The following is a 22,910-nucleotide window of genomic DNA, read 5'->3' as shown; positions in this document are numbered from 1 at the left end:
TTTGGGGGCTGAATTTATTTTGTGGGAATGAAAGAGCATTGGCCCGCTCAGTTGCCGCGGGAGGGCTGTTACTTTTGTCTTGATACAAAAGTAACCAAAAAATCAAGTCAGCAGATAGGTTTCTTTGCCGCACAGGCCTACCCTTCGGCAATGTTCACTATGCCCCTCCTGCGCACTATGCCACCAAGTTCTGCCCGCTTTCGCCCGAAACTTATCTGCTGACGGGAAGGGAAACAACAGCAATTCTCATTCTATTAATTCCCGTTCAGACAATTTCCACTGTGGCTGAAAACCTCGTAAAAAAATGTTTTAAACCCTCTTTCCACCGCAGGTGAAGAGAGGGTGGTCCAGCGAAGCGTAGACCGGGTGAGTCGTTGCCGGCATGCAACTACCCTAAGCCTTAAAAAAACAGGCTTGATAGCACGTTACTGGCACTTGGCGCTTTAGGTTTCAGGCCTAAAAACTTGGAGTATTGCGCAACGGTAAGTATGGTTTTCAGTTTGCCCGATAAGCCGCTGATTAAACTTGATGATTTGCTGGCATAAGCAGTTTTATCGGTATTGGCCAAAGGCATAATATCGGCTTTGCTTTTCAAATAATCGGTAATGGTTGATGCTACCGAAGGTTTTTCAATCGCGGTGAGCGCCAATGCCGGTGTCAGCTTGCCCATAATGGCATCTTTTACACCGCCTATATTGCTCAGCGATGGTAACGACGCTGTGCTTATTTTATTTGACGACGCGGCACTTTGCACCTTTTTTAAAAAGCTTTGCGAAAAAGCCGCGCTGCTGGCAATGGTTAATGTTAGGGCTAAAACTAATTTTTTCATGGTAATGATCTTTTTTGATTGTAAACAAAAATATAAAAAGATGGATGAACGGGGGAAGGTTTTTTGGACTTTCGGATTTTTGGACTTTCGGATGGTCGGACTTTGGGACGTTCGGACAAAGGACTAATGGACGTTCGGATTTTCGAACTTTCAGACAAAGGACTAATGGAGCAAGGGTTTTCAGATTTTCGGACAAAGGACTAATAGCGTAAGAATTAACCCGGTTTAAGGTTTCCAAAAATCCTTGCTCCATTAGTCTTTTGTCCGATCGTCCGATAGTCCTTTGTCTGATAGTCCTTTTTCCAAAAGTCCAAAAGTCCGAACCTCCAAAAGTCTGATAGTCTGATAGTCCCCTCCTTATTGATGCTGTAAAAATATTTTCATAGCTTAGAACTTATAATCCTAAGCCAATGACTGTAAGATCAAAAAACAGGTTTTTCTTCTGGATAGAAAAAAACATCGCGATAGTGCTCACCACCATCACAACCGTTTTGGTTGCTTACTTAACCCTCCATGGCTCGTCGCTCGAAAAATTGGAAGACTACAAACACCAAACCCTAAAACAACGGCATGACGACTCCTTATTCACCATGGATTATAATTTTAAAAAAGCACAGCTCATACAATCCTTCATGCCCTTTATCCTCAGTAAAGATTCAACAACGGTAAAACTGGCGCTGCTGAGCTTTTATACCATGGATACCACCTTTGCCATCAACACTGCAAACACATTAAATACACAGGGTGCTCAAGGCGCTTTAAACACCATATTTTTGCGCAAATCCAAGGCGGTGGGTAAGTCGGCTGCCACTCCCGGCAATAGTGCTGCAGTGGCATCTCCCGGCAGTATTGCACTTTCCAACGCATTCATTGAGCTCAACAGCGCCAAATCAGACCCTAATAACAGTCGTAACCTGGTAGCCAAATATTTATATAAGGCCGGCGTTCCCAGCAACGCGCAATGGAGCGTGCCTTTTGTTATCTGGTGCTTTCAAACCAATCAAACAAAAATGCCCGATATAAAGACAAGTGATCTCACTGCTTTTTACAAGCAGCTGAAACAAAAAAATTATATTATTCCCCCTACCGACCATCCCCAACCCGGCGATATTGTTTTCTTTAATTTCCAGGAAAATAAGGGAGCCGAACAATGTGGTATAGTATCAAGCACCGATAACGACTACATCTATACCATTGAGGCTGATGTTAATGGTGAAGCAGTTTCATCACATATCAGGTATAAAGCAGATGCTATGGCCTTTGCCCGCATCAAGTGAGTTTCTTGGACTACCGGACGTTTGGATTTTTGGACGTTCAGACTATCGGACTTTCAGACAAAAGACTAACAGAGCAAGGATTAACCGGTTTAGGGCTTGCGACATGTTTGGAGCAATGATTTTTAAAGTCCTTGTTCCTTTATCCAAAAATCCTTTATCCGATAGTCTGATAGTCCGATAGTCTGAAAATCTCTGTCTTCAGGCCGGGAGGGCGGGTATAAAAATAAAAAAACTGGAGCCTTGCCCAGAAATACTTTCAAAGCCTATACGGCCACCCTGGCGTTCAATAAATTCTTTACATAACAGCAGGCCCAAACCAACCCCTTTTTCGTTATTGGTGCCAAATGTAGGTTTGGCGTTGATAGAAAAAATATTTTCCTGTTTTTGCGGATCAATACCCTTGCCATTATCGCTGACGGCTATCTTGCACTCCTGCTGTAGTAACGCTGCGTTTATGTTAATGATGCCACCGTTTGGCGTAAATTTTATGGCATTGCTTACCAGGTTGCGGACCACCAATTGCAGCATATCTGTATCGGCTACAACCGTTATTCCAGGTTCAATAACATAGTTAAAAGTAATATCTTTTTTCTCTGCCTGGGTTTTCCCCATTTCAAGTGTGCTTGTTATGACCGCAAGCAGGTTTAATTTCGATAAGTTAACAGACGAACCTTCCATTTGCGATCTGGACCATTGCAGCAGGTTGGTTAGCATATCCATAGTGCTATTGGTAGCTTCAAGCAATTCGTTTTCCAATACCCGGCGGTGCTCGTGATCCGGTTCATGATCTTTTAGTAGTTCAAGATAGCCTTGTATGTGTATAAGGGGTGCCCGCATATCGTGCGAGATAATGGACATCAGCTTATTCTTTTCGGCATCGCTTTGTTCCAGCTGATTTTTTTGCAATAAGATCTGTTGGTTGCGCACTTCAATGGCTAAGTTCTTTTCTTCGGTAATAGTTTTTTCTTTGTCGTAGCTTTTCCTGATAAAATTGATGATAATGTAAATTGTTATCACGGGTAATGGGAATGCCGTAATCCTGTCTATCAGTTCGCCCTTCCCTGCGCTAAAAGGATATTTAACCAAAAATGGATACTGAAATGCTACCCAGTGCAGCACCAGGAAGGACAGCAAATAAACCAGTAGCCAGTATATATGCTGCCGGTAGGGCGAAATGGCAAATACCAGCAGCAGGTAAGCCGGCCATATTAAATCGGTTGAGCCGTTGATGCCCGAATTGGCAAAATAGTTGACCGAAAATATCGCCACACCTATTAGGCCAAATACAATACTGTTATGCGGCCGACCATGAAAACGGGAATAATAAAACTGGTAAGCAAAAAAAAGGGCGAGTGTAAAACTTGATAATGAAGCAATGTACAGCCCCGCAAAAAAGTTATAAGGAACATACACCAGCGCTATTATAATTAACCCGATACTAATGGAGTGGAAGATCCGGCTCTCTAACGGGAAAGCCTGCCGGCTGCCAATCAGGCTAAACCATAGATTGTTTATTTTTTTTAGCATAGAGTACAGCTAATGTAAGGTAGCACTGTATATCGCCAAATATAAGATTTTTTGGATTTTTGGACGTTCGGATTTTTGGACGTTCGGACGATCGGACGATCGGACTATCGGACATTCGGACAAAGGACAAAGGACAAAGGACAAAGGACAAAGGACAAAGGACAAAGGACTTTCGGATAAAAGATTAATGGAGCAAGGATTGACCGGATTGGCAGCTTACGTCATTTTGAGAACAAGTATTGTTAAAATCCTTGTTCCTTTATCCAAAAATCCTTTATCCAAAAGTCCGAACGTCCGATAGTCCGATCGTCCAAACGTCCTAAAATCCGACGATCCCATCTTTGATCACTGTTCTTTTTGAAAGGAAATTGCGGTAGTTCAGCATCGGGTTTTGGTCATAAATGATTAGGTCGGCCTTTTTGCCGGGCTCAATGGCGCCATATTTATTGGCCATCCCTAAAGCGTCGGCCCCGTTGATGGTGGCCATCTGGATGATTGAGGGAATCGTAAAGCCATATTGTGCCAATAATATCTGCTCCGACAGAACAGCCTTACCGCCATTGGGAACATCTGTCCCGATCCTGATCTTGATACCGCTGTTGTATACTTTTTTTACCAACGCCATGAGGCCCTTGAAATTATCGCGGTTACGCTGCATCCGGTCCTTACTTACACCTGTATCCGGGCGGTTACCGGGGTTGGAAAAATAAGTTAGCCCGAATTTTTCACCAGGGAGGTGGATAGTGGTAGAAAATGTGGCATGATGCTTTGCGAGCCTCCCGATTAAAGCATCTATCCTGCCGGGCATATAGTCAACACTCCAGCGGATTTCGTTCAGTAAAACTTCCCAGAAAGGTAAGGTCTGCCATTTTTCTTTGCCGTAAAACCGATCCATCCAGGCAACAAACGCTTTGCCATCAGCGTCCGTCCATGGCAGGCTATGGATTATGGTAAAGATATGCTCATAGTTTATCAAACCAATCCGGAGTGTAGTATCCATATTCATAATACCTTCATCAATATGACCGTACACCCGCATGCCCAAGCTGTCGGCTGTTTTAAAGGCAGCTTCAAATTCCGGCCTGCGTAATCGCCAATAGAGCTTGATATGCCGGATCCCCATCCGGTGATAGGCCAGCATCTTTTGCCTCGCCGCTTCAGGAGATGCGACTGTGGTATGGCAGATATAAGGCTTGCGATCCTCCTGCGAGATCAATGCACCACCTACGGTATAAATATCCGTATAATGAGGCGACGGATGTGCCGACCAATTTAAAACCGGGCCGAGCCATGTTTCGGGCTGCCCCATAATCATCACTGCGGTTACCCCAAAAGGCAGGTAGTTATCAGAGAATTTTTTTCTTAAAAAGTTAAGCGAGTCTTTGGCCAGGTATTTTGGCGCGGCGTCGTAGTCGCCAAAGAAATGGGTTGGGTGAATATGCGCGTCGATCATGCCGGGCGTAACAAGTTTGCCACCCGCATCAATTGTCCTGTTGGCTTTAACAGGAATGGCGCTATCTGTTACTTCGGCTATGGTATCCCCGTTAACCAGGATACTTCGATGCGCTAATACAATACCTTTCCTGGTATCAAACACACTGGCATTGATGATGGCCAGGTCATATTTCTTTACCGGTTTACAGGCCTGCATCAACAGCAGCGCCATTAGGGCGAACAGTGTCTTCATCTTTCAGGTTTTGGTGTTCGGTAAGTGGGGCGGTATTAACGTGTTCGGTATACTTGCATTCACAGTAAATCTAATCATTCCGTTTTTTACAATCAATAAGAACACTGATTATAAGCACATTATATATAAAGCTAAAAAAAAACAAGCGCTTTGGCGGGTATTTGTTTCAATCCCTAACACATTGTCTGAATCAGAATTTTTCATGTATTGTCTATCTTTAAGGTATTCAAGAGGGCTACGCCGTTTTTCAGAATTAAAGAATTGACAGAATTTTATCCTGAGCTGAATATTCAACGTTCAAATAATTCTGTGCATTCCTTAATTCGTTTAATCCAGGTTCAGACAGAATTGTCCGCACATCAAAAAATCCTGATACTTGATACTGACTACTTGATGCTTTCTCCGGGCGTTCCCCTCCTGCGTCGGGTCAGGCTGTACGTTCATACGCCTGCAGGCCTTAAGCGCTTTGGCCGGTATCCACTTCCATCCTTAACGCATTGTTTGAACCGGAATTTTTCAGAATTAAAGAATGCACAGAATTCTATCCTGAATTGAATATTCAACGTTTAAATAATTCTGTGCATTCCTTAATTCGTTTAATTCAGGTACAGACCGTTAACGGATCACTAAGGGTATTTCACATTTGCCATTTTTAAAGCGAATAGGGGCGACGTTAACCTTCCTAAATGTCAAAATTTGAAATTCTATACCTTTGTTTAATGAAAGCACGCGAAACGGCAAAAGAATTTTATCAGCGTTACGGACAAGGCCATTTTGAAGTTGGTAAAGTTAACGTTTCTAAAATTGAAGAATTTGATCCTAATTTATCACTTAGCTTCAATCGCAGAGATTTTTTTAAGATAACCCTTCTTACTGAAGGCCAGGGGACCATTACTTATCCAAACAAAGTGATCCAGATAAAACCAAATGTGTTAGTTTTCAGCAATCCAATGATCCCCTATGCTTATGAATCTGTTTCAGGTGGAGAGAAAGGCTATTTTTGCCTTTTTTCTGAGGAGTTGATCAGTAGTCAATTAAAAACAGATTACCTTTCAGATTCGCCCTTATTCAAAGTTGGCGGAAACGCTGTTTTGTTCCCGGACGAAGTATCTACGTCGGTTATCCGCAATATATTCGAACTGATGCTGACGGAAAATCAATCTTCCTACGTCAATAAACAGGACCTGTTGCGCAACTTTATACAAATCATCATTCACGAAGCCCTAAAAATTGATCCGCCGCTTAGTTATGTAAAGGCAAACGCCCCAGCCGAACGACTTACCTCTCTTTTTCTGGAGCTACTGGAAAGGCAGTTCCCAATTCATTCCCCTCATCATACCCTTCGTTTTAGAAATGCCAAAGAGTTTGCTGATCAGTTAGCAGTCCATTCAAACCATCTGAACCGGGTTTTAAAAAAGACAACGGGTTTTACTACTTCTGAGCATTTATCGAAACGGATTATCAAGGAAGCTAAATCATTACTTTTGGAAAGTGATTGGGACATTGCTCAAATTGGTTATTGCCTTGGTTATGATCATTCGCCTAATTTCTACAGCTTTTTCAAAAAAAATACAGGAACTACAGCAAACCATTTCCGTAAGTTGCATATCGCCAATTCATAGTTATTGGTTTGATTTGCATAGTTTCTGAGATTGAAAAGCGATTATTTTTGTGTAGTAAACAAACCTAACATTTTAACTTATGACACAAGAAAACATTACGAATGAAGTACTCAGTTACCAGGTATTTACCTCAACACGACCTGGTCTGAACCGGGATCCGAATACGCCTCCTGGTTTGGATGACCTAAAATGGGTACCTAATAGCGCAACGCTTATCTACGGTAAAAAGGATGCGGTGCTTGTGGACGTTTTCCTCGCCATTGAGCACACTAATACGCTGGCAGACTCCATTGCCGCTACCGGAAAAGAACTTAAATACATTTACATTACCCATCCGCATGGAGATCACTTTTATGGGCTTCAATTGTTGCTCGACCGATTTCCTGGTGCAATAGCAATTGCTACTGAAGCCGTAGCAAAGTATTGTGCCGAACAGGTACAGCCGGAAGTCATCAACGGCTTTTGGGCTCCTCGCTTCCCCGGACAAATACCAGAAAAACTGGCAGTACCACAGGCGTTGCAGGACAATGAATTTGAGTTGGAAGGACAAAAGCTTGTGGTTTTGAACACAGGATTTTCAGATACACATGTTTCTACCAGCCTTTATGTACCTTCCATCGGTCTCATAGTAGCCGGCGATGTGGCTTACAATGGAGTTCATGTATATCTCGCAGAAACGACCTCAGAAACCCGCAAAGAATGGAGGAACTCCCTGGATATGCTAATAGAGCTGCATCCCAAATGGGTTGTTGCAGGGCATAAACAACCATCGTTTACAGACGACCCTGCTATTTTAGGAATAACCAAAAAATACCTGGAAGATTTTGACCGCCTCAACGCAGCAACCTCAACCAATCTTGAACTATATAATGGAATGATAGCACTCTACCCCGATCGCGCAAACCCGGGCTCTCTTTGGGGAGGAGCTTTAGCGGCTAAAAAGGAAGTCAAGTGACCCCAATGCATGGCACACGCGTGCCGTGACCGTCATGCGCTATTCGTTTTTGCGTTAAATTAGGCGGCATGATTATGACACAAATGAAACGCGTGAGCCAGCAATGGGAATCAAGGGATTAGTTAATTACATAGTGGATGGCCCCGAAGACACATAGTGCAGACCTTGCAAACAGACCACAGGGGAAGAGGTGGCTGTAGGGAAAGATTGCATACGTCCACTTTAAACCTCAATAATTATAATTATGAAAGAAAAAGCCCCCGGCGGTTTAAGACCGGGGGCTTAATGCTCCTAACAACAACTCTCAAATAGTTAAAAGAACATTAAGTAATAAATATCCATTTAATTCTAAAAAACCCTGCAACGTTTTAAGATGCAAGGGGTATTGTATATTAAGAGAGAGTTAAGTGCGGTAATATATTTAGCCAAGGGGGAACCAGTATATTAAACCGATTTCCCCTCTTGATTTATTTACAGTGCTTTCCAAATATGAAATATATTTATTTAGGAATAGAATATTTTTCTATAATCCTTGAAAATTGTAAAACACACTGTGCAATTGTGTAAAAATTGTGTAAAGGACTGTAAAACCAAAAAAGGTTAAATATGATGATGCAGGATTTTGAATAGGAAATTGTTCACCCCCGAAACTACTATCAGCACTTTTCGCTGCCACCAGGCTAATGCTTTGTGGCCCGCACGCCAATCACGATGTTTTTTGTAAAACAATAAGCTTAAAATACCCTACAACTTCGCGTTAAGGATGGAAGTGGATACCGGCCAAAGCGCATAAGGCCTGCAGGCGTATGAACGTACAGGCCTGACCCGACGCTTGCGCACGCGTGTCGCGTGTACCTCGCTGACAAGTGACCACCATGCGCTATTCGTTTTTGGGTTAAATTTAGTCTGCATGATTAGCAATGATATAAAAGAATATTCTGCTACATACATATCCAGCTTGACAACACCGACCACAAGCTAAAAGTCCAAGACACATCCCTAACAATCAGGCTGGAACGCGGGGCACATGCGTCAGCAATGGGGTAATACATAATCATCGAATTATCCCTAACACAGTTAGTATCATATATAGTAGAAGACCATGAAGAAGAACAGCAACTACGTAGGCCCATCTATTAAAGAAATTGATAGTGAATCTACCAGTTTTTGGACTCTTGACGAGCAAATTTTTATTGCCTTGTTCGAAATAATATAGGCCAAATTTATAATAGCCGGGAGGCTTTTCTTTTTTTATATCCATGTAATTTATAGAAAATTATATCGATTGTGACAGATTACTCATTTAGTTAGAATGAATAATTTTCATTTAACTTTTGTACGCTAATGGTAAAAAATACTCTTGCAATATCCTCCAATCTTTTGATTCCCACAACAATCAACCGACCTGGAACGCTGGGGCACACGCGACACGCGTGCCCCAGCAATGGGAAAAAAGCCGTGGCTTTATCCCGGCTCAACTTGGAAACCCGAAAATTTATTTGGAGATTTTAAGACCATTAATGATACTAAGTTTAACGGGGAGATTAAATCTAGTAAATTGCCCTAAAATACACAAAAACTACCGTATGACCCAAGTACAGGTCGGTTACAAAAATAATATGGAACAGCAACTAGATGTATGGTCACTGATAGTAAATAATGAGTTTGAAAAAGCTTGTGAAAAGGCCGATGAAGAATATAAAAAAAACCCTGCAGATACGTTGAATTTACGAAATAAAGTTTACGCTCTACTTCATTTAAAAAGGTATGCGGATGTAATTTCTTTATGTGAGAAACTAATTGAATATGAAAAGGGTGAATCGGAGTCAAGTTTCGTATTTGGGGGCATTGCAAATTGGATTCTTGATAATGTAGACAAAGCAATTGAGGTGTGGGAACTTGCACAAAACAGTATTTATAAAGATGCAGCCGGAGGCGTAGGGACCCAAGTGTTTTTATATTTCGCCAGCATTAAAACCAACCAGGAGAAGTTGAAGGCAACTGCGATAAAAACGATTAAAAAATTACTCAAGTCTAAAAGGTCTATTAACTTTCCAGGCCCGCTTGGTCATTATTTGATTGATAATATTTCCGAAAATGAAATGCTTTCATGTGTATCTAAAGTCCCGATACTTAGAGAAAGAGAGTTGTCCCAAGTTCATTTTGTATCAGCAATAAAAAGGCTTGAGGCAGGTGATACAGTGGGTTATTATAAAAAACTAAGAGAATGTATTAGTTACGGTTCTAGATCATATCTATCACAGATGTATTACTTAGCTAAAGGCGAATTAGAATTGATGCGCTAATTACCCCATTATCTGGTGCGCCTGCAATGGGGTCGCAAGGGCTTTGATCCCATGCTGCCGCAAGGGTCTTCCTTTGTGGCACGCTGTACAGAGACACCTCACAGATCGGCCATACAGAGTCTTTATATTTTTAACCATATTTGATATAAATATGCAAACCCCGATGTATTAATTTAATAACCCGGTTGTAGCTGGCTTTGTAGAAAACGACTACGAATATTTACATAGCAATTCCAATAATTATATAAAAATCAATAGATTGGTTAATATTATAATTACATAGTGGATTGTTCCGAAGGCATAGCGCAGACCTTGCAAACGGACCACAAGGGAAGACCCTCAATGCTATTAAGTTAATGAGTTTCTCCCCCAGTGGGGGAATAGCTTTGTAGCAAAAATGAAGCTCCGTGCCAGAGGTATGGAACCTTAGGTAGCGTACCTCTGGCACGCAAAAGACAATTTATTTATGTTTTTCTACAAAGCTTTTGCTCCTCTGGAGCAACCCATCACTCTCCTAACTTAATAACATTGGGAAGACCCTTGCGGCAGCGAAAGATGTTTTTTTCAAGCAATAAGCTTAAAATACCCTACAGCTTCGCGTTAAGGATGGAAGTGGATACCGGCCAAAGCGCGTAAGGCCTGCAGGCGTATGAACGTACAGCCTGACCCGACGCAGGAGGGAAACGCCCGGTTGGCTTATGGTGGGTGTTTTCACCGCTAAATGTTGTTTAACAGGTTTTTCCTGATATTAAAAAAGCCAGGAGTTATCCGATACTCCTGGCTTTCATTGTTCTGTTTATACAGGAATTGAAAATAAGGGAATATTGAGGCCGGAGGCCATGATGCGTGTTTTGCTGCGATGCACCATCGAGCCCCAAAATCCGTGCTGCTCGGGCACCATAATTAACAGGTCGGCTGATAAATTCTTCACCTCGTCGGCAATCCCTTCGATGATGGAATCTGATTTCACATTTTTATAATAGTAATCAATGCCTTCCAAACCATCGTCAATGCGGTTTAATGCCGCTGCATCAACGCCCATTTCTTTCAATTCCGCTACGGTTTGGTTAATTAAAAGCACTTCTACTTCGGCCTGAGTAGTTAAGGCCACATTTTTGATCCGTACCAATATTTGTTCAGAAACTCCATTTAATACATCACACGCAAAAAGCACCTTTTTGGGGATCTTGAATTTTGCATTGGCAGGCACCGCCAACACCGGCGATCGCAGCTTTTTGATAATGGATGTGGTGGTGTTTCCTAAAAGTTCCTGTTCAAGTGATTTTTCTTCCATTCCCATCACGATCATCTCGGGTTGGTATTCGGAAACCACTTCCTTAATGGCATTATCGATAAAGGAAAAAGTAGTCTTGGCAAGTACTTCAATTCCATATTCATTAGCAAGTAATAAAGCCTTTGATTCCAGGAGTATCCTGTTTTCATCTATTAATTCCTCAACTCCCGCCGCCGAAAGAAGTCCATTTGTAGCATGTACAGAGATGGCGAAATCATTTAACAGGATTAATTTATAATTGTTTAGACGGGCTACGCCTGCGGCATACCTAACTGCGTTTTCCGCCAGATCTGTATAATCGGTAGCGGCTAATATGGTTTTCATAATGTATATGATTAAAATTATAAAGCTCAAAATTACCTGCAATTATTACATCAATTGTTGTAGCAAGGTAATAATGACTTCTGCTACCCTAAGTGTTTTTTTCGCTGCCCTAAGCCTCCGGGCTTGTGTGTCCGCATATGCAAATCCCGGATAGTTATTTGATCCGGGATTTGCACATTTAGGGTATGGCCACTGGCATCCCCAAAAAAAATGTAAACAATTACATCATAATAAGTAGGATAATTACGGTTTAAGCTTTTACCTTTGCCGCCTAAATTTGAAATATTTGAATTATGGCTGCAATTGATGTCCATCCATCGGTAAAAGCGATCAGAACTACCCAAATAGGTATAGGGATCAGTATTATACTGGTTTTTATAAAAGCCATTGCGGGTCATTTAGGGCATTCCTACGCTCTGATTGCAGATGCGACAGAAACAGGTGCAGACGTATTCAGCTCTACCTTATTGTGGATAGGCCTAAAAATTGCCATGAAACCGGCAGATCCCGAACATCCCTACGGGCATGGCAAAGCTGAACCTATTGTATCAATCATAATCTCTTTTTTCCTGATGGGTGCCGCCGTATGGATTGCCTGGCACGCGATAACATTTGTAGCTACTCCGCATGCTATGCCAAAAAAATTTACTTTGTATATCCTTTTGGCGGTTATCATTATTAAAGAGGGCATGTTTAGATATGTGCTGAACGTAGGAAAGCAAATTGGCAGTAATGCGGTGAAGGCCGATGCCTATCATCACCGGAGCGACGCTATTACATCGATAGCAGCTTTTATCGGCATTGTTATCGCGCTAATCGCCGGTAAGGGCTATGAAGGAGCGGATGATTGGGCCGCGCTTCTGGCATCTGGAATTGTATTTTATAATGCCATACAGCTTTTACGCCCCGGCCTGGCCGAAATTATGGATGCCGCTCCATCGGGCGAGATCGTAAACCAGGTGAGGGATTTGGCAGCCGAAGTTAATGAGGTAAAGCTTATAGAAAAATGCTATGTTAGAAAGATGGGCTTTGATTATTTTGTCGACCTGCACATCCAGGTAGATCAACATTTGTCGGTTGCAGAAGGGCACCGTATTGCGCATCAGGCAAAAGACAAATTATTAGCAAGCAGTCTTTCCATCAGGGATGTGCTTATTCATATTGAGCCATTCTCCTAAAAAAATTAATGGCTCAAGCGGCAGCCATGGGCTATCGTTTTTAAGTTAAATTTAGGCAGAGCATAGCCACACACCTTCATCAATCTTGCCTGAATGTGCCATCAGGCCATCTGCTGAACCCACTGACTTCGCCAGGCCGGCGCCTCGAAAGGATCTGCAAAATACTGTGTTTCGTGTACCACCTTACCGTTGCTGAACTCCATTATGCTAACGGTGAATGCCGGTTGCCCCTGGTAGGTGATGGTGTATTCGGTGATCCAGAGATTACCTTTTCCAACAATCCGCCTTACATTAAAGCCTGATGGCTTACCCGGATGATGACTCCGCAAGGCCTGCAAATTGTTTCGCCCGAGGATTCGCTCACCCGACTGGGGATAATCACAGATGGCATTGTCATCGTAAATATCATGTTCCGCGTTTACATCGCCCGCTGCCGATGCCTGCCAGTGCGCATTCAGGGCTTCGCGTATTTGTTCTTCTTCCATTATATCTTTCCGTTTATTTGGTTTTCCCGTTCATTGCCAGTACAGCCTGGGGCGATAGCGGGAAAAAGTTGTTAAATATTTCTGCCGTGCGACCTATGTGTATCTCAAATTCGTTGTTCTGCATGGCGGTAAGCAGGTCGTCGGCCACTTGTTTTGGAGGGATACCGTTTGCGGCACCGCCAATTTCTGCCGAGAACTCAGTATCCACCAACGGCGGCATCAGCTCAAATACTTTTACCGGGGTATCTTCCATCATAATGCGCAAACTATTGGTATACGAGTGTAGCGCGGCTTTGCTCGCGCCATAAGTGGGCAGGCTATTGGCCCTTGCAGCAAACGCCACTATGGATGATACATTAACAATGGCTGCTTCGGGCTGTTGTTTAAGCAGGGGCAGCAGCAATTCGTTCAGGCGGATAACAGACAGGTAATTGGTTAGTATTTCTTCGCTGGCTTTGCCGAACGCGTTAATGCCAGGTATAGTCATATCGTAATAATTGGCGGTACCTGCGTTGTTGATCAATACGTTCAGCCCGGGAAAATCTTTATTTAGCTGCGCTACCAGTTTTTCTACGTCTTCGGCGTTTGTTACGTCGCTTACTATGGCACTGGTGTTTTTTAGTTTGGAGATGGCTTGTGCCATTCTTTCCTGGTTACGACCGGTGATAATGACCTGGTTGCCGTTTTCTGAAAACAGTTTTGCCATTTCGAATCCGATGCCGGCACTCCCGCCGGTGATGAGGATGGTGTTACTTGTTGTTTTCATTTGTGCTGTTTTATGGTTTTTTATTTGTTGCCTGAGTTGGATTGGTGCCACAATTAACAATCAAACAATATTGTTTGTGTGCAAGTAAATCACATTTACCGGCCAAACAGATATCAAAGAAATCAATTCACATTACCTGTACAAAATTTCGCACTTATGTTACAGTTTAACAATAGTTTATTAATTATCAAATGGTTATCCTGATATTTAGATAAACGATTTAATAATTAGGGTTGGGGAGGTTGATTAAAGGCAGCCTTCCCTTAATTATAAATGTTATCTGCCTGCCCCCCATCCAAAAAAGGATTGATGACGACACTCATAGGCCAAAATTCACTTAACTTCTTCAACAATTTCCGACCGAATAAGTTGCTGATAATACCTCTTTAATACTTTCAAATCGCTCACTGTGGCACCATGCTTTAGTTTCACATTATTAATTAATAACAAGGGCTTTTCTCCATGCCCCAAAAAACCGAATTGTATGGCTTCAATGGTATCTTTTCCACCATCCAAAACAACGTTTTTCATGATATAATAATCGGCCTTTGTCCCGGTATGTTGTGAGGTATCTGGGGTGATGAAAAATCCCTTCGCCTTAAGTTTAGCTAAGGCTTGCTCCCCGGATATTTTCATTTTGTAGGATTTACCTATATGAATATCCCCATCGGGTTGCATATAATAACTTATTGGAGGCGATGTGGCCATAAAAACTATAGCTGCCGGTATTACCATTAAATAGCCGGCAAAACTACCCGAAATACGGCTTACCCTGTATTGATCAATCCGCCAAATAAGATATTGGGAGAAAGGAAGGATTGATAAGGCAATAAAATCGCTGTAATCAACTGTTCTGATAATGGGGATAAGCGCGACTTTGTTATAGATATCAATAAAATATGCTGAAACAGGCAATTTCCAAAAAACAAACAACAGCCCTGTCAGCAATACTGATACCCTGGAAAGTCGCGGAAACAGGAATTGCAGAAACATAGGAAAGATGAGTAGTCCGGCGAAATCAGATATTTTCCCTGTAAACCAATTGGAGAATTTCCACTTGAACAAATGGTCATTAAGCGCCAATAATAGCAGCCCAACGATAAAAATCCAATTGAAGATCAGGATGTGGTTTCGGGTGGTTGGATTTTGCTTAACCATTTGACGCCTTGGATTGATAAATTTAACGGAAAAACGAATTGGCCTTTTTATACCTGCATTAAAATTACTTAAATTAAAAAATATCTGGTTATGAAATAGTTTGTATGATGATGACACGAGCAACGCGCACAGCAGCAGCAATCTTATTATTTATTTTAAGTACCTACCTGTTTTAGCCAAATCTTTAAGCTTCATCTTATAATTCTTTTTACCAAGAACAGATCCCAATTCAGCAGATCGCTTAAGCAATCCCAGGGCCATATCAAAATCCTGTTTACAGCCATCACCTAAAGCATAAAAATTCGATAAATTATTGCAAGCCTCGGCATGTCCTTTCTCAACTGCTTTAGTATACCAGTATACACATTTTTTAGCATTATACATGGGATTGGGCACACCCAGAAAACCAATATCTTCATATTGTTGCCCCATATCAAATAAAGCTTCCACATGGCCTTTATAGGCAGCCATTGTAATAAACTTTAAATATTGGTCATACAACTTCCTCTTCTCTTCTTTTGTAACACTGCTTGAACTTCCATACATTGCTTCATGTACGAGCAGGGCTAAAGCATATTTTTTTTGTCCTTTCATAATTGGATTCCTGGGAAGCCTGCCATCCCAATGCAGGCAAGTGAATGCCATACAGTATTCTTTTTTAAATTACCCTACTGACTATAAACGAAGCAAATTAATTACCCGTCTCAACTATCTTATTAACGGTATTAATCACTTCATTTATTTTTCTGTCAAGTTTATTTGCGGCGCCGTCTAATAAACTTATTACTTCATCGGGTAAGTTATAAGATTCATCTTTAATTACGTTCACCATGCCCATTATGGACGTTAGCGGCCCACGGTACTCATGTGCCTGAATATAGGCTATATTTATTAATGATTCATTTTGATCTATGATCTTCAATTCCTGTAGTTTTCGCTCGGTAACATTTTGTATTAAATAGGATACGCCTATAATTTTATCATCATTGTTTTTTGCCGGTTCAAAAGTTGCCTCCCAGTAAATTAAGCCGTGCTTATGATAGTCTGTTTTACCTTCTGCTACAGATTTTTTTCCGGATAAGGCTAAATTATACTTTTTTAAAAACGCGTTTTTAAACCCCATATCTATGAAACTGATCATCTGGCAGCCAATATTTATTTCGGCATTATGAATTCGTTTAAGAAAATTATAGGCTGTTTTATTAAAGTCCAACACTTCGCCCCTGGCACCCAACAGAACATGAAAGCTGGAAGAGCTTTCAAAAAAAGACCGCAACCTGGTTTCGGCATGTTCAATTATTCTTCTCTGTTCTGCTACCTCCGCCGCATGTTTGCTGAGTAAATCCCGGCTTACCTTAAGCTCCATAATGTTGATAGCCTGCCTTGAAAGTATTTCAAGCATTAGCTGTTGATATTTATTTAACTCATGCGGTTGCATGTCAACTACGCACAGTGTTCCCAGACGAAACCCATCACGTGAAATCAATGGCGCTCCGGCATAAAACCGAATATTAGGATCGTTAACAACCAGCGGATTATCAACAAAACGAACATCATTCAGCATATCGGGCACTATCATAATCCGGTCATGCTCAATAGCATGGCTGCAAAACGAAAATTCCCGCGGAAGAACTGTTTCATCGGTGCCGAGTCTTACTTTCAGCCATTGCTTATCCTTATCAATAAGCGTAATCAAAGCAACCGGTGTTTCGCAAATTTCGGATGCCATTAAGGTGAGCTGTTGTAATTCGTTGTCGAGCTGTAAATTATAATTTACAAATCGTTCAACAGCTAATAATCGGAGAGCTTCACTCATTAAAATACGATGGAGGAATTAAGATGAAAATATCTATAATTATATTGGATAAAAAAATTAAAATCAGCAATTTATGTTTTTGCCGAAGATATTAGGGACAATAGTACCTGGTTTAAGTCAATGTCAGCATTCTCGCTATGAGGATGCCTTCAATTTAAATCAGTTCAATTTTTACATTCAATCAATCTCAGTCTTTTTTTGCTACTGTACCTTTATGTCATCAATTAACCGGGCATCTATCAGCTCATAAAAACAAAAAAATGAAACTGCTCACATTATCCATAAAGTTTACGGCCACTCCCGAAACTAAAGATGAATTTAAAAAGGTTATAACTGATCTTTTCCACGTCATAAGCAAAGAATCCACCTTTGTAAATGCGACCCTTCATGAAGGGCTTGAAAAACCAGAAGAATTCCTGGTTTACGAAACATGGAATTATAGCATGGAAGATTTTTTAAGTATCCAGATGAAGAAACCCGAGACTGTGGCTTTTGAAAAAACCCTGGCAGACCTCGGCGTTACACGCGAGCCGACAGCATATACGCCATTTGCTCATTTTGAGACACACCAGATAAACAAATAATACAATGGCAACCCTAACAGCAGAACAATTGCTTAAAAAGCATTTGGAAATATGGAGCGAAACCGATGCGGAAAAACGCAAAAGTAGCATAGCGGAAATTTACACCAATGATGTGGAATTTATTGACCCGTTTTCACTCTTTGCCGGTACCCGGGAGCTTGACCATTTTATTGATGAACTGCAAAGCAAAAATCCGGGATTTGTATTTACGCCTGCGGGTCCAGTGAATAGTCACCACCATATTGCCAGCATATTTTGGCATTTTGGGCCTCCGGATAAACCAGATACTGTTAAAGGGCAGGATGTGGTAGTGCTTAAGGATGGGCGAATACAAAAGTTATACGCTTTTATTGATGGATTACCACCCCAATCTATATAAAAACTGAAAGCAGAAACATTTAAAGCCGCGTACCGCATATAGTACACTGTATGCGGTACGCGGCTTTGTTATTTATTGTTACAGCAACACCCCTATTGAAAATGAAGAAATTTAAAAAACCAAAATCCGTTTTCATTATGTGGAAAATAAACCTTCTTTCCATTTGTTATTTTGCTAATTTTATTAGCAATTTTGTTTTATTAAATACAAAGGCAGATGGAAGAGTACACAATAACGATAGAGGACGGGTTAACCATTGTACAGCGGCTGCATAACCCGTTTAAAATGAGTGTTAAAAAAAACAGGAAGCCGCTGCCGGAAACTAATTCGGCTTTGCTGGAGGCTACGTTATATATTGAAGATGGTGTGTTTGTGAAAGATAGCAGCTACCTTTTTGAGGCTATTGACAATCAAAACCAGCCCATAAGCGCGGATGTAAATATTGATCATTTTAAAGCTGCGGTTGATTATTTTTTTACCAGGGTACTTAAAACAGAATACTATTTGCAAACCATACCCCGGTGCAGCACCCTATGTACAAAAGAGTTGAAACTGTTCCTGTTTGAATAGCCATGGCCGAAGCTTATTTAAACGAGATTTTTCCGGTTTTGGAGGCCGGACTGGTAGATTGGGTTATGAGTAACCCCAAAACCAACGAAAACATTACTGGCAAAAACGCCAGGCAGCTGTTTAGGCTCAATCTGCATACCGGCCTCACTATTGATCTTACGCGCTTTAATGAGGATTATTATTTTACAGCCTTTGCCTACGTACAAGGCGAAAAAAACCAACTGCTATTTGTAAAAAAGGCATTGTTGATTATAAAAGACGGCCTGCTAAGAAACGGAAAGGCTACCCTTAAACTCAACGTTATGCTCAAAAACCGTATGCGCACCACCACCAAAAGTTATTTTATTCACGAAGGCTTTCGTTAGGTGAAACAAGGGACGAAGGGCGCAAGCAGAGAAATCGCGTTTTAAATTAATAGTGACTTTCACATTAGCCTGAGGAGTTCGAAAATCAAAAAGCAGACGTCGTGCCGAATTTATTTCGGCATCCCACAGGATATTCAGGTCTGCAAGGTCTACGACTTGTCTAAAGCAGACCCATCCCGCGCTTACTTGCATTTGGGGCGCCGATCCGTCAGCCGACGGACGGCATGACGCGGTGGTGTTTTTAAAAAGCGATTTTCCAGGGGATGAAAGGGAATAAAACAGATAAATATCTGCAGCTACGCAATTATTCCGCTATAAAAGCAAGCTTTACATTTTTATAGGCCGGCTTTTGTAATTGCAGCTTTAGCTTTTTAAAGCTTTCTGCCGGGCCTTGTGTTACAAACATATTGCTTAACCATGCGGGGATGCTACCACCCGGATCGGCATGCAGGGTGTATACAATTTTTACCTGGTGCTTGCTTATAGGGGTAATCACCCATTTGCCTTTTGAATCGGCAACGCGTACTGTTTTGGGTTTTACTGGCACCATATCGGCCACGCAAGGGGCATCAATGGTAATCACCTTGGTTTCGGTATCCTGCGATACCTTGATGTGAGCAATAAAATCGCGGTTTTGTACCGGCCAGGGCACTTCAACAACCGAGTAATAATATAACTCCGACGGTGACACCTGCTTTACAATATAGTTTGACGAGGTATGATACAACCAATCCTCACTGTTTTTTACATCCAATAATACCGCTACCAGCTGTGAAGGAGTGGCATCAAAAGAGCACTCCACCTTTATGGCCTTAATGCTTGAATTGGCTACTTTACGGGTAAAAATCTTTACGCCATCGTTATTGGTTTTTAATACCCAGTTTTCGTCGCCCTGCGCTAAAGCAACATTTACTATCAGCAGTAATAATAAGGTTAGTTTTTTGTACATGTTTTTCATTGAGTTTCGATATTCAATGTAACAAATCTATATACAAAACAGGCTAAATGCTCATTTTACCTGTCAACACAGGGTCATTTGCTCATTGGGTTAACATAAATGTGAAATTGGCGTGGCAATTGGGTGTGTCGGGGCTGTGAGTTTATTTTGTTGTGATGGCATTGCCCCCTTAGTTGCCGCGGGAAGGCTGTTACTTTTGCCTGGACAAAGAAATCAAGCTGTTTCCGAAAGTTCAATAAAGCGAGAAATAAAATGCAAGACAAAACATAAGTCACTGATAACCTTTATCTTTATACACCATAATGATCATTACATCAAAATAATGCCTCATAATAAAGCAACGAAAAATGCACTGCTTTTACGTAATTCGAACCATGTCTGTACTAAAGATCAAACATGTATTTACAATTATTTTTTCGTTTGGTGTATTTGCCGCTTATGCACAGATAGCCACCACCGCGGATTTGAAACAAAAGCTGGCTGCCGCTAAAACAGACAGCGACAGGATATATATTTTAGCCAGTCAAAGCATAAGCTACCGGGACGTTAATCCCGATTCAATGGTATATTATGCACAGCGGGTAGTGCTGCTAAGCATAAAAAATAGAAATATTTATCCGGCGGATTTTGAAGTGGATGCTTTAGCCCTCCTGGCCTACCAATTGTGGTATGCCGGAAATTATCCTGATGCACAGGAGACCTATTTTAAAGCACTGGCCAAAGCAGAACCTATTGGTGACCCCACATTGACGGCCGGGATATACAACGGCCTGGCGTTAGTAAACAGGAACGAAGGGAATTTCAGACTAGCTATATATTATTATTCAAAGGCTGAAGCTTTGGTCAGGCACTTGCCTGATAATGGTCAATTATCCGCGGCCATCGTTGACAAAGGAAAAGCTTACGAGCAGCTCGGTATATTAGATTCTGCCTTTATCTATGTGCAGGAAGGCATGGCAATGATAGTGAGAAAGTATCATAATAAAAATGTAGGAGGCGGGGGCATTCAGGCTGAAATGGGCATCATCTATTCAAAAATGGGTAAAGAAAAACTGGCTGAGGATTATTTCAGGCTGGCTTTTTCACTAAATTCAGCAATAAATGAACACAGGTTGCTTGCAAGGTCTTATTACGAATTTGCAGAACATTTTGACCGGTATAATCAGCGCGACTCAGCTATTTACTATGCAACCAAGGGTCTGTTAATGGATAAAAAATACCATTACATTGTTCAGCAACTGGCCGCAAGTACCCTGCTGTCAAAACTGTATAACGAAAGACACAATATTGACAGCGCTTTTAAATACCAACAGTTAATGATCGGTATAAGAGATAGTGTATTCAGCCTTGATAAGATCACCCGGTTGCAAAACCTGGAATTTAACGAACAATTGCGGCAGCGGGAAATCGCATCCGAGAAAAAGCTGGCTGCTCAGGAACGAAAAGAAAATATACAATATGCATTGATCGCTGTCGGGCTTTTCATTTTTACAACCCTGTTTTTATTACTAAGCCGGAGTTTTATCACCAGTTCAAAATGGATTGAGTTTTTAGGGGTGATCACCCTATTGATTCTTTTTGAATTTATCAATTTAATATTTCACCCATTTTTGGAGCAATTAACTCATCATTCTCCGGCATTGATGCTACTGGCTTTGGTTTCTATAGCAGCCTTACTGGTACCCCTGCACCACAAACTTAAAAAGCTTGCGACTGAAAAACTTATTGCTAAAAACAAGGAGATACGTTTGAAAAAGGCAAAAAGGACTATTGAAGAATTGGGCGGCGAAAAGTAATACTTCAATAATCACAGGGCTGAATGCCGTAGGAGACCGATCTCAAGCGCAGGGAACCTCGGGAAATCTCTAATGGTGTTAAATTAAGGTTTTTGCCTGCTCCAGGAGAGCAAACGCTTTGTAGAAAAACATAAATAAATTGTCTTGTGTGCCAGAGGTACGCTACCTAAGGTTCCGTACCTCTGGCACGGAGCTTCATTTTTGCTTTTTCTACAAAGCTTAGACCTCTCTGAGGTCTTAACTCCCTAACTTAATAGAATTTTGGAGAGACCCTGCGGGGACATAAAGACGATCGTGGCATTAAAATATCGGAGTAAATAAAATTTTTGAATAAATTAGAGGTCAAAGTTTATCACATGCGTACTATTTATCTTTATACATTATTCCTGTTTATGGGAATAACGGTTTATGCCCAAAAGATACCATTATCAAAGGATAGTTTGGAAGATATAAAAACATACGACTACCAAACTAAATTAATTGGTGGGTATAAGATTTTATTAGAAACCGATAATAGTACCGAATATCTTTACCTTACAAGAAAAAGCAAAAAGATTGCCGAATTATCTTCGGGTTCAAGAGGGATGCTTTATAAAAATCTGGGGTATGTAGGAGCAGATTTTAGGGAATACTTCGTATTGGTACATTCATTTGGATCAGGTAATCCCAATGAAATTGAATTAATTAAGAAATCTACCGGAAAAAATATCCTTATTACAAGTGCCTGCTGGATAGATATCGTTGAAAAAAGAGAGATTTTGCTCTACAGCAACCAAGGTGTGCCAGTAGCAAAAGACAATATGATCTTATATAATATAAGAACGGGGCAAAAAAGATATTTTCATTTTCCAAAAGATATTTTTAATGAGCCGATGATATTGCACCGCATAAAGGTTAAAACGTTAACTGATAAATTCCTGACAATTGAATACGAAACCAACGGACGCACTAAAACGAAGAAATATTTATTTTAAGAGTAATAAAAATACAAAGGCCGTATCCTTAACATACGGCCTCTGTTGTAAAGAAGAGCA

The 22,910-nt window shown here is 41.2% G+C and carries 21 protein-coding genes; 11 read left to right on the top strand and 10 right to left on the bottom strand.

Annotated features, from left to right (window positions below; genetic code table 11):
- Window positions 1–400: 400 nt before the first annotated feature.
- Window positions 401–829, bottom strand: a complete 429-nt coding sequence (locus tag AC1DYB_RS13485) for a hypothetical protein (RefSeq protein ID WP_295712328.1) — start codon at window positions 827–829, stop codon at window positions 401–403.
- Window positions 830–1,239: 410 nt separating this feature from the next.
- Here AC1DYB_RS13485 and AC1DYB_RS13480 point away from each other — a divergent pair, with 410 nt between their 5' ends.
- Entirely contained in the window at window positions 1,240–2,106 is an 867-nt protein-coding gene (locus AC1DYB_RS13480) for a CHAP domain-containing protein (protein WP_477435618.1), read from the top strand.
- 198 nt (window positions 2,107–2,304) lie between these two features.
- Here AC1DYB_RS13480 and AC1DYB_RS13475 read toward each other — a convergent pair whose 3' ends face one another.
- A complete protein-coding gene (locus tag AC1DYB_RS13475; RefSeq protein WP_477435616.1) occupies window positions 2,305–3,633 on the bottom strand; it encodes a sensor histidine kinase in 1,329 nt (442 codons plus the stop codon).
- Window positions 3,634–3,952: 319 nt separating this feature from the next.
- Window positions 3,953–5,320, bottom strand: coding sequence for an amidohydrolase family protein (locus AC1DYB_RS13470; RefSeq protein ID WP_477435614.1), 1,368 nt, complete (start codon window positions 5,318–5,320; stop codon window positions 3,953–3,955).
- A gap of 719 nt (window positions 5,321–6,039) precedes the next feature.
- Between AC1DYB_RS13470 and AC1DYB_RS13465 the strand changes: the two genes are divergently transcribed.
- The 3 genes from AC1DYB_RS13465 (at window position 6,040) to AC1DYB_RS13455 (ending at window position 10,203) form a co-directional block, all read left to right on the top strand.
- Window positions 6,040–6,942, top strand: coding sequence for a helix-turn-helix domain-containing protein (locus AC1DYB_RS13465; protein ID WP_477435612.1), 903 nt, complete (start codon window positions 6,040–6,042; stop codon window positions 6,940–6,942).
- 79 nt (window positions 6,943–7,021) lie between these two features.
- Window positions 7,022–7,897 carry an MBL fold metallo-hydrolase gene (locus AC1DYB_RS13460; RefSeq protein WP_477435610.1) on the top strand — a complete coding sequence of 292 codons (876 nt, stop codon included), beginning with the start codon at window positions 7,022–7,024 and terminating at the stop codon, window positions 7,895–7,897.
- Window positions 7,898–9,483: 1,586 nt separating this feature from the next.
- Complete coding sequence (locus AC1DYB_RS13455; RefSeq protein ID WP_477435608.1) at window positions 9,484–10,203, top strand: tetratricopeptide repeat protein; 720 nt, start codon at window positions 9,484–9,486, stop codon at window positions 10,201–10,203.
- 796 nt (window positions 10,204–10,999) lie between these two features.
- Here AC1DYB_RS13455 and AC1DYB_RS13450 read toward each other — a convergent pair.
- The gene (locus AC1DYB_RS13450) at window positions 11,000–11,821 is read right to left on the bottom strand and encodes a universal stress protein (protein ID WP_477435606.1); all 822 of its coding nucleotides are present in this window, start codon (window positions 11,819–11,821) and stop codon (window positions 11,000–11,002) included.
- A gap of 293 nt (window positions 11,822–12,114) precedes the next feature.
- Here AC1DYB_RS13450 and AC1DYB_RS13445 point away from each other — a divergent pair, with 293 nt between their 5' ends.
- A complete protein-coding gene (locus AC1DYB_RS13445) occupies window positions 12,115–12,999 on the top strand; it encodes a cation diffusion facilitator family transporter (protein ID WP_295712302.1) in 885 nt (294 codons plus the stop codon).
- A gap of 101 nt (window positions 13,000–13,100) precedes the next feature.
- Here the strand turns inward: AC1DYB_RS13445 and AC1DYB_RS13440 are convergent, their stop codons facing one another.
- The 5 genes from AC1DYB_RS13440 to AC1DYB_RS13420 all read right to left on the bottom strand — a co-directional run bounded on the left by AC1DYB_RS13440 (window position 13,101) and on the right by AC1DYB_RS13420 (window position 17,224).
- Window positions 13,101–13,484, bottom strand: a complete 384-nt coding sequence (locus AC1DYB_RS13440) for a nuclear transport factor 2 family protein (protein ID WP_477435604.1) — start codon at window positions 13,482–13,484, stop codon at window positions 13,101–13,103.
- A 13-nt stretch (window positions 13,485–13,497) separates the two neighbouring features.
- Window positions 13,498–14,250: an SDR family oxidoreductase gene (locus AC1DYB_RS13435; protein WP_477435602.1), complete on the bottom strand. Its 753-nt coding sequence runs from the start codon at window positions 14,248–14,250 to the stop codon at window positions 13,498–13,500.
- A gap of 333 nt (window positions 14,251–14,583) precedes the next feature.
- Window positions 14,584–15,408, bottom strand: a complete 825-nt coding sequence (locus AC1DYB_RS13430) for a hypothetical protein (RefSeq protein WP_477435600.1) — start codon at window positions 15,406–15,408, stop codon at window positions 14,584–14,586.
- 150 nt (window positions 15,409–15,558) lie between these two features.
- Window positions 15,559–16,002 carry a tetratricopeptide repeat protein gene (locus tag AC1DYB_RS13425; protein ID WP_477435598.1) on the bottom strand — a complete coding sequence of 148 codons (444 nt, stop codon included), beginning with the start codon at window positions 16,000–16,002 and terminating at the stop codon, window positions 15,559–15,561.
- 97 nt (window positions 16,003–16,099) lie between these two features.
- Window positions 16,100–17,224 carry a GAF domain-containing protein gene (locus tag AC1DYB_RS13420; RefSeq protein ID WP_295712289.1) on the bottom strand — a complete coding sequence of 375 codons (1,125 nt, stop codon included), beginning with the start codon at window positions 17,222–17,224 and terminating at the stop codon, window positions 16,100–16,102.
- A 260-nt stretch (window positions 17,225–17,484) separates the two neighbouring features.
- On the opposite strand from AC1DYB_RS13420, the gene AC1DYB_RS13415 reads away from it, so the two are divergent.
- The 4 genes from AC1DYB_RS13415 to AC1DYB_RS13400 all read left to right on the top strand — a co-directional run bounded on the left by AC1DYB_RS13415 (window position 17,485) and on the right by AC1DYB_RS13400 (window position 19,122).
- On the top strand, window positions 17,485–17,808 hold the full coding sequence (locus AC1DYB_RS13415) for a putative quinol monooxygenase (protein WP_477435595.1): 324 nt from the start codon (window positions 17,485–17,487) through the stop codon (window positions 17,806–17,808).
- A 4-nt stretch (window positions 17,809–17,812) separates the two neighbouring features.
- The gene (locus AC1DYB_RS13410) at window positions 17,813–18,187 is read left to right on the top strand and encodes a nuclear transport factor 2 family protein (protein WP_477435593.1); all 375 of its coding nucleotides are present in this window, start codon (window positions 17,813–17,815) and stop codon (window positions 18,185–18,187) included.
- Between the two features lie 216 nt (window positions 18,188–18,403).
- Window positions 18,404–18,757, top strand: a complete 354-nt coding sequence (locus AC1DYB_RS13405) for a hypothetical protein (protein WP_477435591.1) — start codon at window positions 18,404–18,406, stop codon at window positions 18,755–18,757.
- Between the two features lie 2 nt (window positions 18,758–18,759).
- Window positions 18,760–19,122 (top strand): hypothetical protein, encoded by a 363-nt coding sequence (locus AC1DYB_RS13400; RefSeq protein WP_477435589.1) that lies wholly within the window; start codon window positions 18,760–18,762, stop codon window positions 19,120–19,122.
- Window positions 19,123–19,426: 304 nt separating this feature from the next.
- Here AC1DYB_RS13400 and AC1DYB_RS13395 read toward each other — a convergent pair whose 3' ends face one another.
- A complete protein-coding gene (locus tag AC1DYB_RS13395) occupies window positions 19,427–20,080 on the bottom strand; it encodes an START domain-containing protein (protein ID WP_477435587.1) in 654 nt (217 codons plus the stop codon).
- 374 nt (window positions 20,081–20,454) lie between these two features.
- Here AC1DYB_RS13395 and AC1DYB_RS13390 point away from each other — a divergent pair, with 374 nt between their 5' ends.
- On the top strand, window positions 20,455–21,876 hold the full coding sequence (locus tag AC1DYB_RS13390) for a tetratricopeptide repeat protein (protein ID WP_477435585.1): 1,422 nt from the start codon (window positions 20,455–20,457) through the stop codon (window positions 21,874–21,876).
- A gap of 356 nt (window positions 21,877–22,232) precedes the next feature.
- Window positions 22,233–22,850 (top strand): hypothetical protein, encoded by a 618-nt coding sequence (locus AC1DYB_RS13385; protein ID WP_477435583.1) that lies wholly within the window; start codon window positions 22,233–22,235, stop codon window positions 22,848–22,850.
- Window positions 22,851–22,910: the final 60 nt, after the last annotated feature.

The organism is Mucilaginibacter sp. P2_A4 (genome assembly GCF_056405015.1).
The sequence above is the reverse complement of the archived record's forward strand: the minus strand, read 5'-3'. Positions and strand labels throughout refer to the sequence as shown.

Bases quoted from the DNA above. Each gene is read 5' to 3' on its own strand.
- AC1DYB_RS13485 (WP_295712328.1), bottom strand. From the start codon at position 829: ATGAAAAAATTAGTTTTAGCCCTAACATTAACCATTGCCAGCAGCGCG.
- AC1DYB_RS13480 (WP_477435618.1), top strand. From the start codon at position 1,240: ATGACTGTAAGATCAAAAAACAGGTTTTTCTTCTGGATAGAAAAAAAC.
- AC1DYB_RS13475 (WP_477435616.1), bottom strand. From the start codon at position 3,633: ATGCTAAAAAAAATAAACAATCTATGGTTTAGCCTGATTGGCAGCCGG.
- AC1DYB_RS13470 (WP_477435614.1), bottom strand. From the start codon at position 5,320: ATGAAGACACTGTTCGCCCTAATGGCGCTGCTGTTGATGCAGGCCTGT.
- AC1DYB_RS13465 (WP_477435612.1), top strand. From the start codon at position 6,040: ATGAAAGCACGCGAAACGGCAAAAGAATTTTATCAGCGTTACGGACAA.
- AC1DYB_RS13460 (WP_477435610.1), top strand. From the start codon at position 7,022: ATGACACAAGAAAACATTACGAATGAAGTACTCAGTTACCAGGTATTT.
- AC1DYB_RS13455 (WP_477435608.1), top strand. From the start codon at position 9,484: ATGACCCAAGTACAGGTCGGTTACAAAAATAATATGGAACAGCAACTA.
- AC1DYB_RS13450 (WP_477435606.1), bottom strand. From the start codon at position 11,821: ATGAAAACCATATTAGCCGCTACCGATTATACAGATCTGGCGGAAAAC.
- AC1DYB_RS13445 (WP_295712302.1), top strand. From the start codon at position 12,115: ATGGCTGCAATTGATGTCCATCCATCGGTAAAAGCGATCAGAACTACC.
- AC1DYB_RS13440 (WP_477435604.1), bottom strand. From the start codon at position 13,484: ATGGAAGAAGAACAAATACGCGAAGCCCTGAATGCGCACTGGCAGGCA.
- AC1DYB_RS13435 (WP_477435602.1), bottom strand. From the start codon at position 14,250: ATGAAAACAACAAGTAACACCATCCTCATCACCGGCGGGAGTGCCGGC.
- AC1DYB_RS13430 (WP_477435600.1), bottom strand. From the start codon at position 15,408: ATGGTTAAGCAAAATCCAACCACCCGAAACCACATCCTGATCTTCAAT.
- AC1DYB_RS13425 (WP_477435598.1), bottom strand. From the start codon at position 16,002: ATGAAAGGACAAAAAAAATATGCTTTAGCCCTGCTCGTACATGAAGCA.
- AC1DYB_RS13420 (WP_295712289.1), bottom strand. From the start codon at position 17,224: ATGAGTGAAGCTCTCCGATTATTAGCTGTTGAACGATTTGTAAATTAT.
- AC1DYB_RS13415 (WP_477435595.1), top strand. From the start codon at position 17,485: ATGAAACTGCTCACATTATCCATAAAGTTTACGGCCACTCCCGAAACT.
- AC1DYB_RS13410 (WP_477435593.1), top strand. From the start codon at position 17,813: ATGGCAACCCTAACAGCAGAACAATTGCTTAAAAAGCATTTGGAAATA.
- AC1DYB_RS13405 (WP_477435591.1), top strand. From the start codon at position 18,404: ATGGAAGAGTACACAATAACGATAGAGGACGGGTTAACCATTGTACAG.
- AC1DYB_RS13400 (WP_477435589.1), top strand. From the start codon at position 18,760: ATGGCCGAAGCTTATTTAAACGAGATTTTTCCGGTTTTGGAGGCCGGA.
- AC1DYB_RS13395 (WP_477435587.1), bottom strand. From the start codon at position 20,080: ATGAAAAACATGTACAAAAAACTAACCTTATTATTACTGCTGATAGTA.
- AC1DYB_RS13390 (WP_477435585.1), top strand. From the start codon at position 20,455: ATGTCTGTACTAAAGATCAAACATGTATTTACAATTATTTTTTCGTTT.
- AC1DYB_RS13385 (WP_477435583.1), top strand. From the start codon at position 22,233: ATGCGTACTATTTATCTTTATACATTATTCCTGTTTATGGGAATAACG.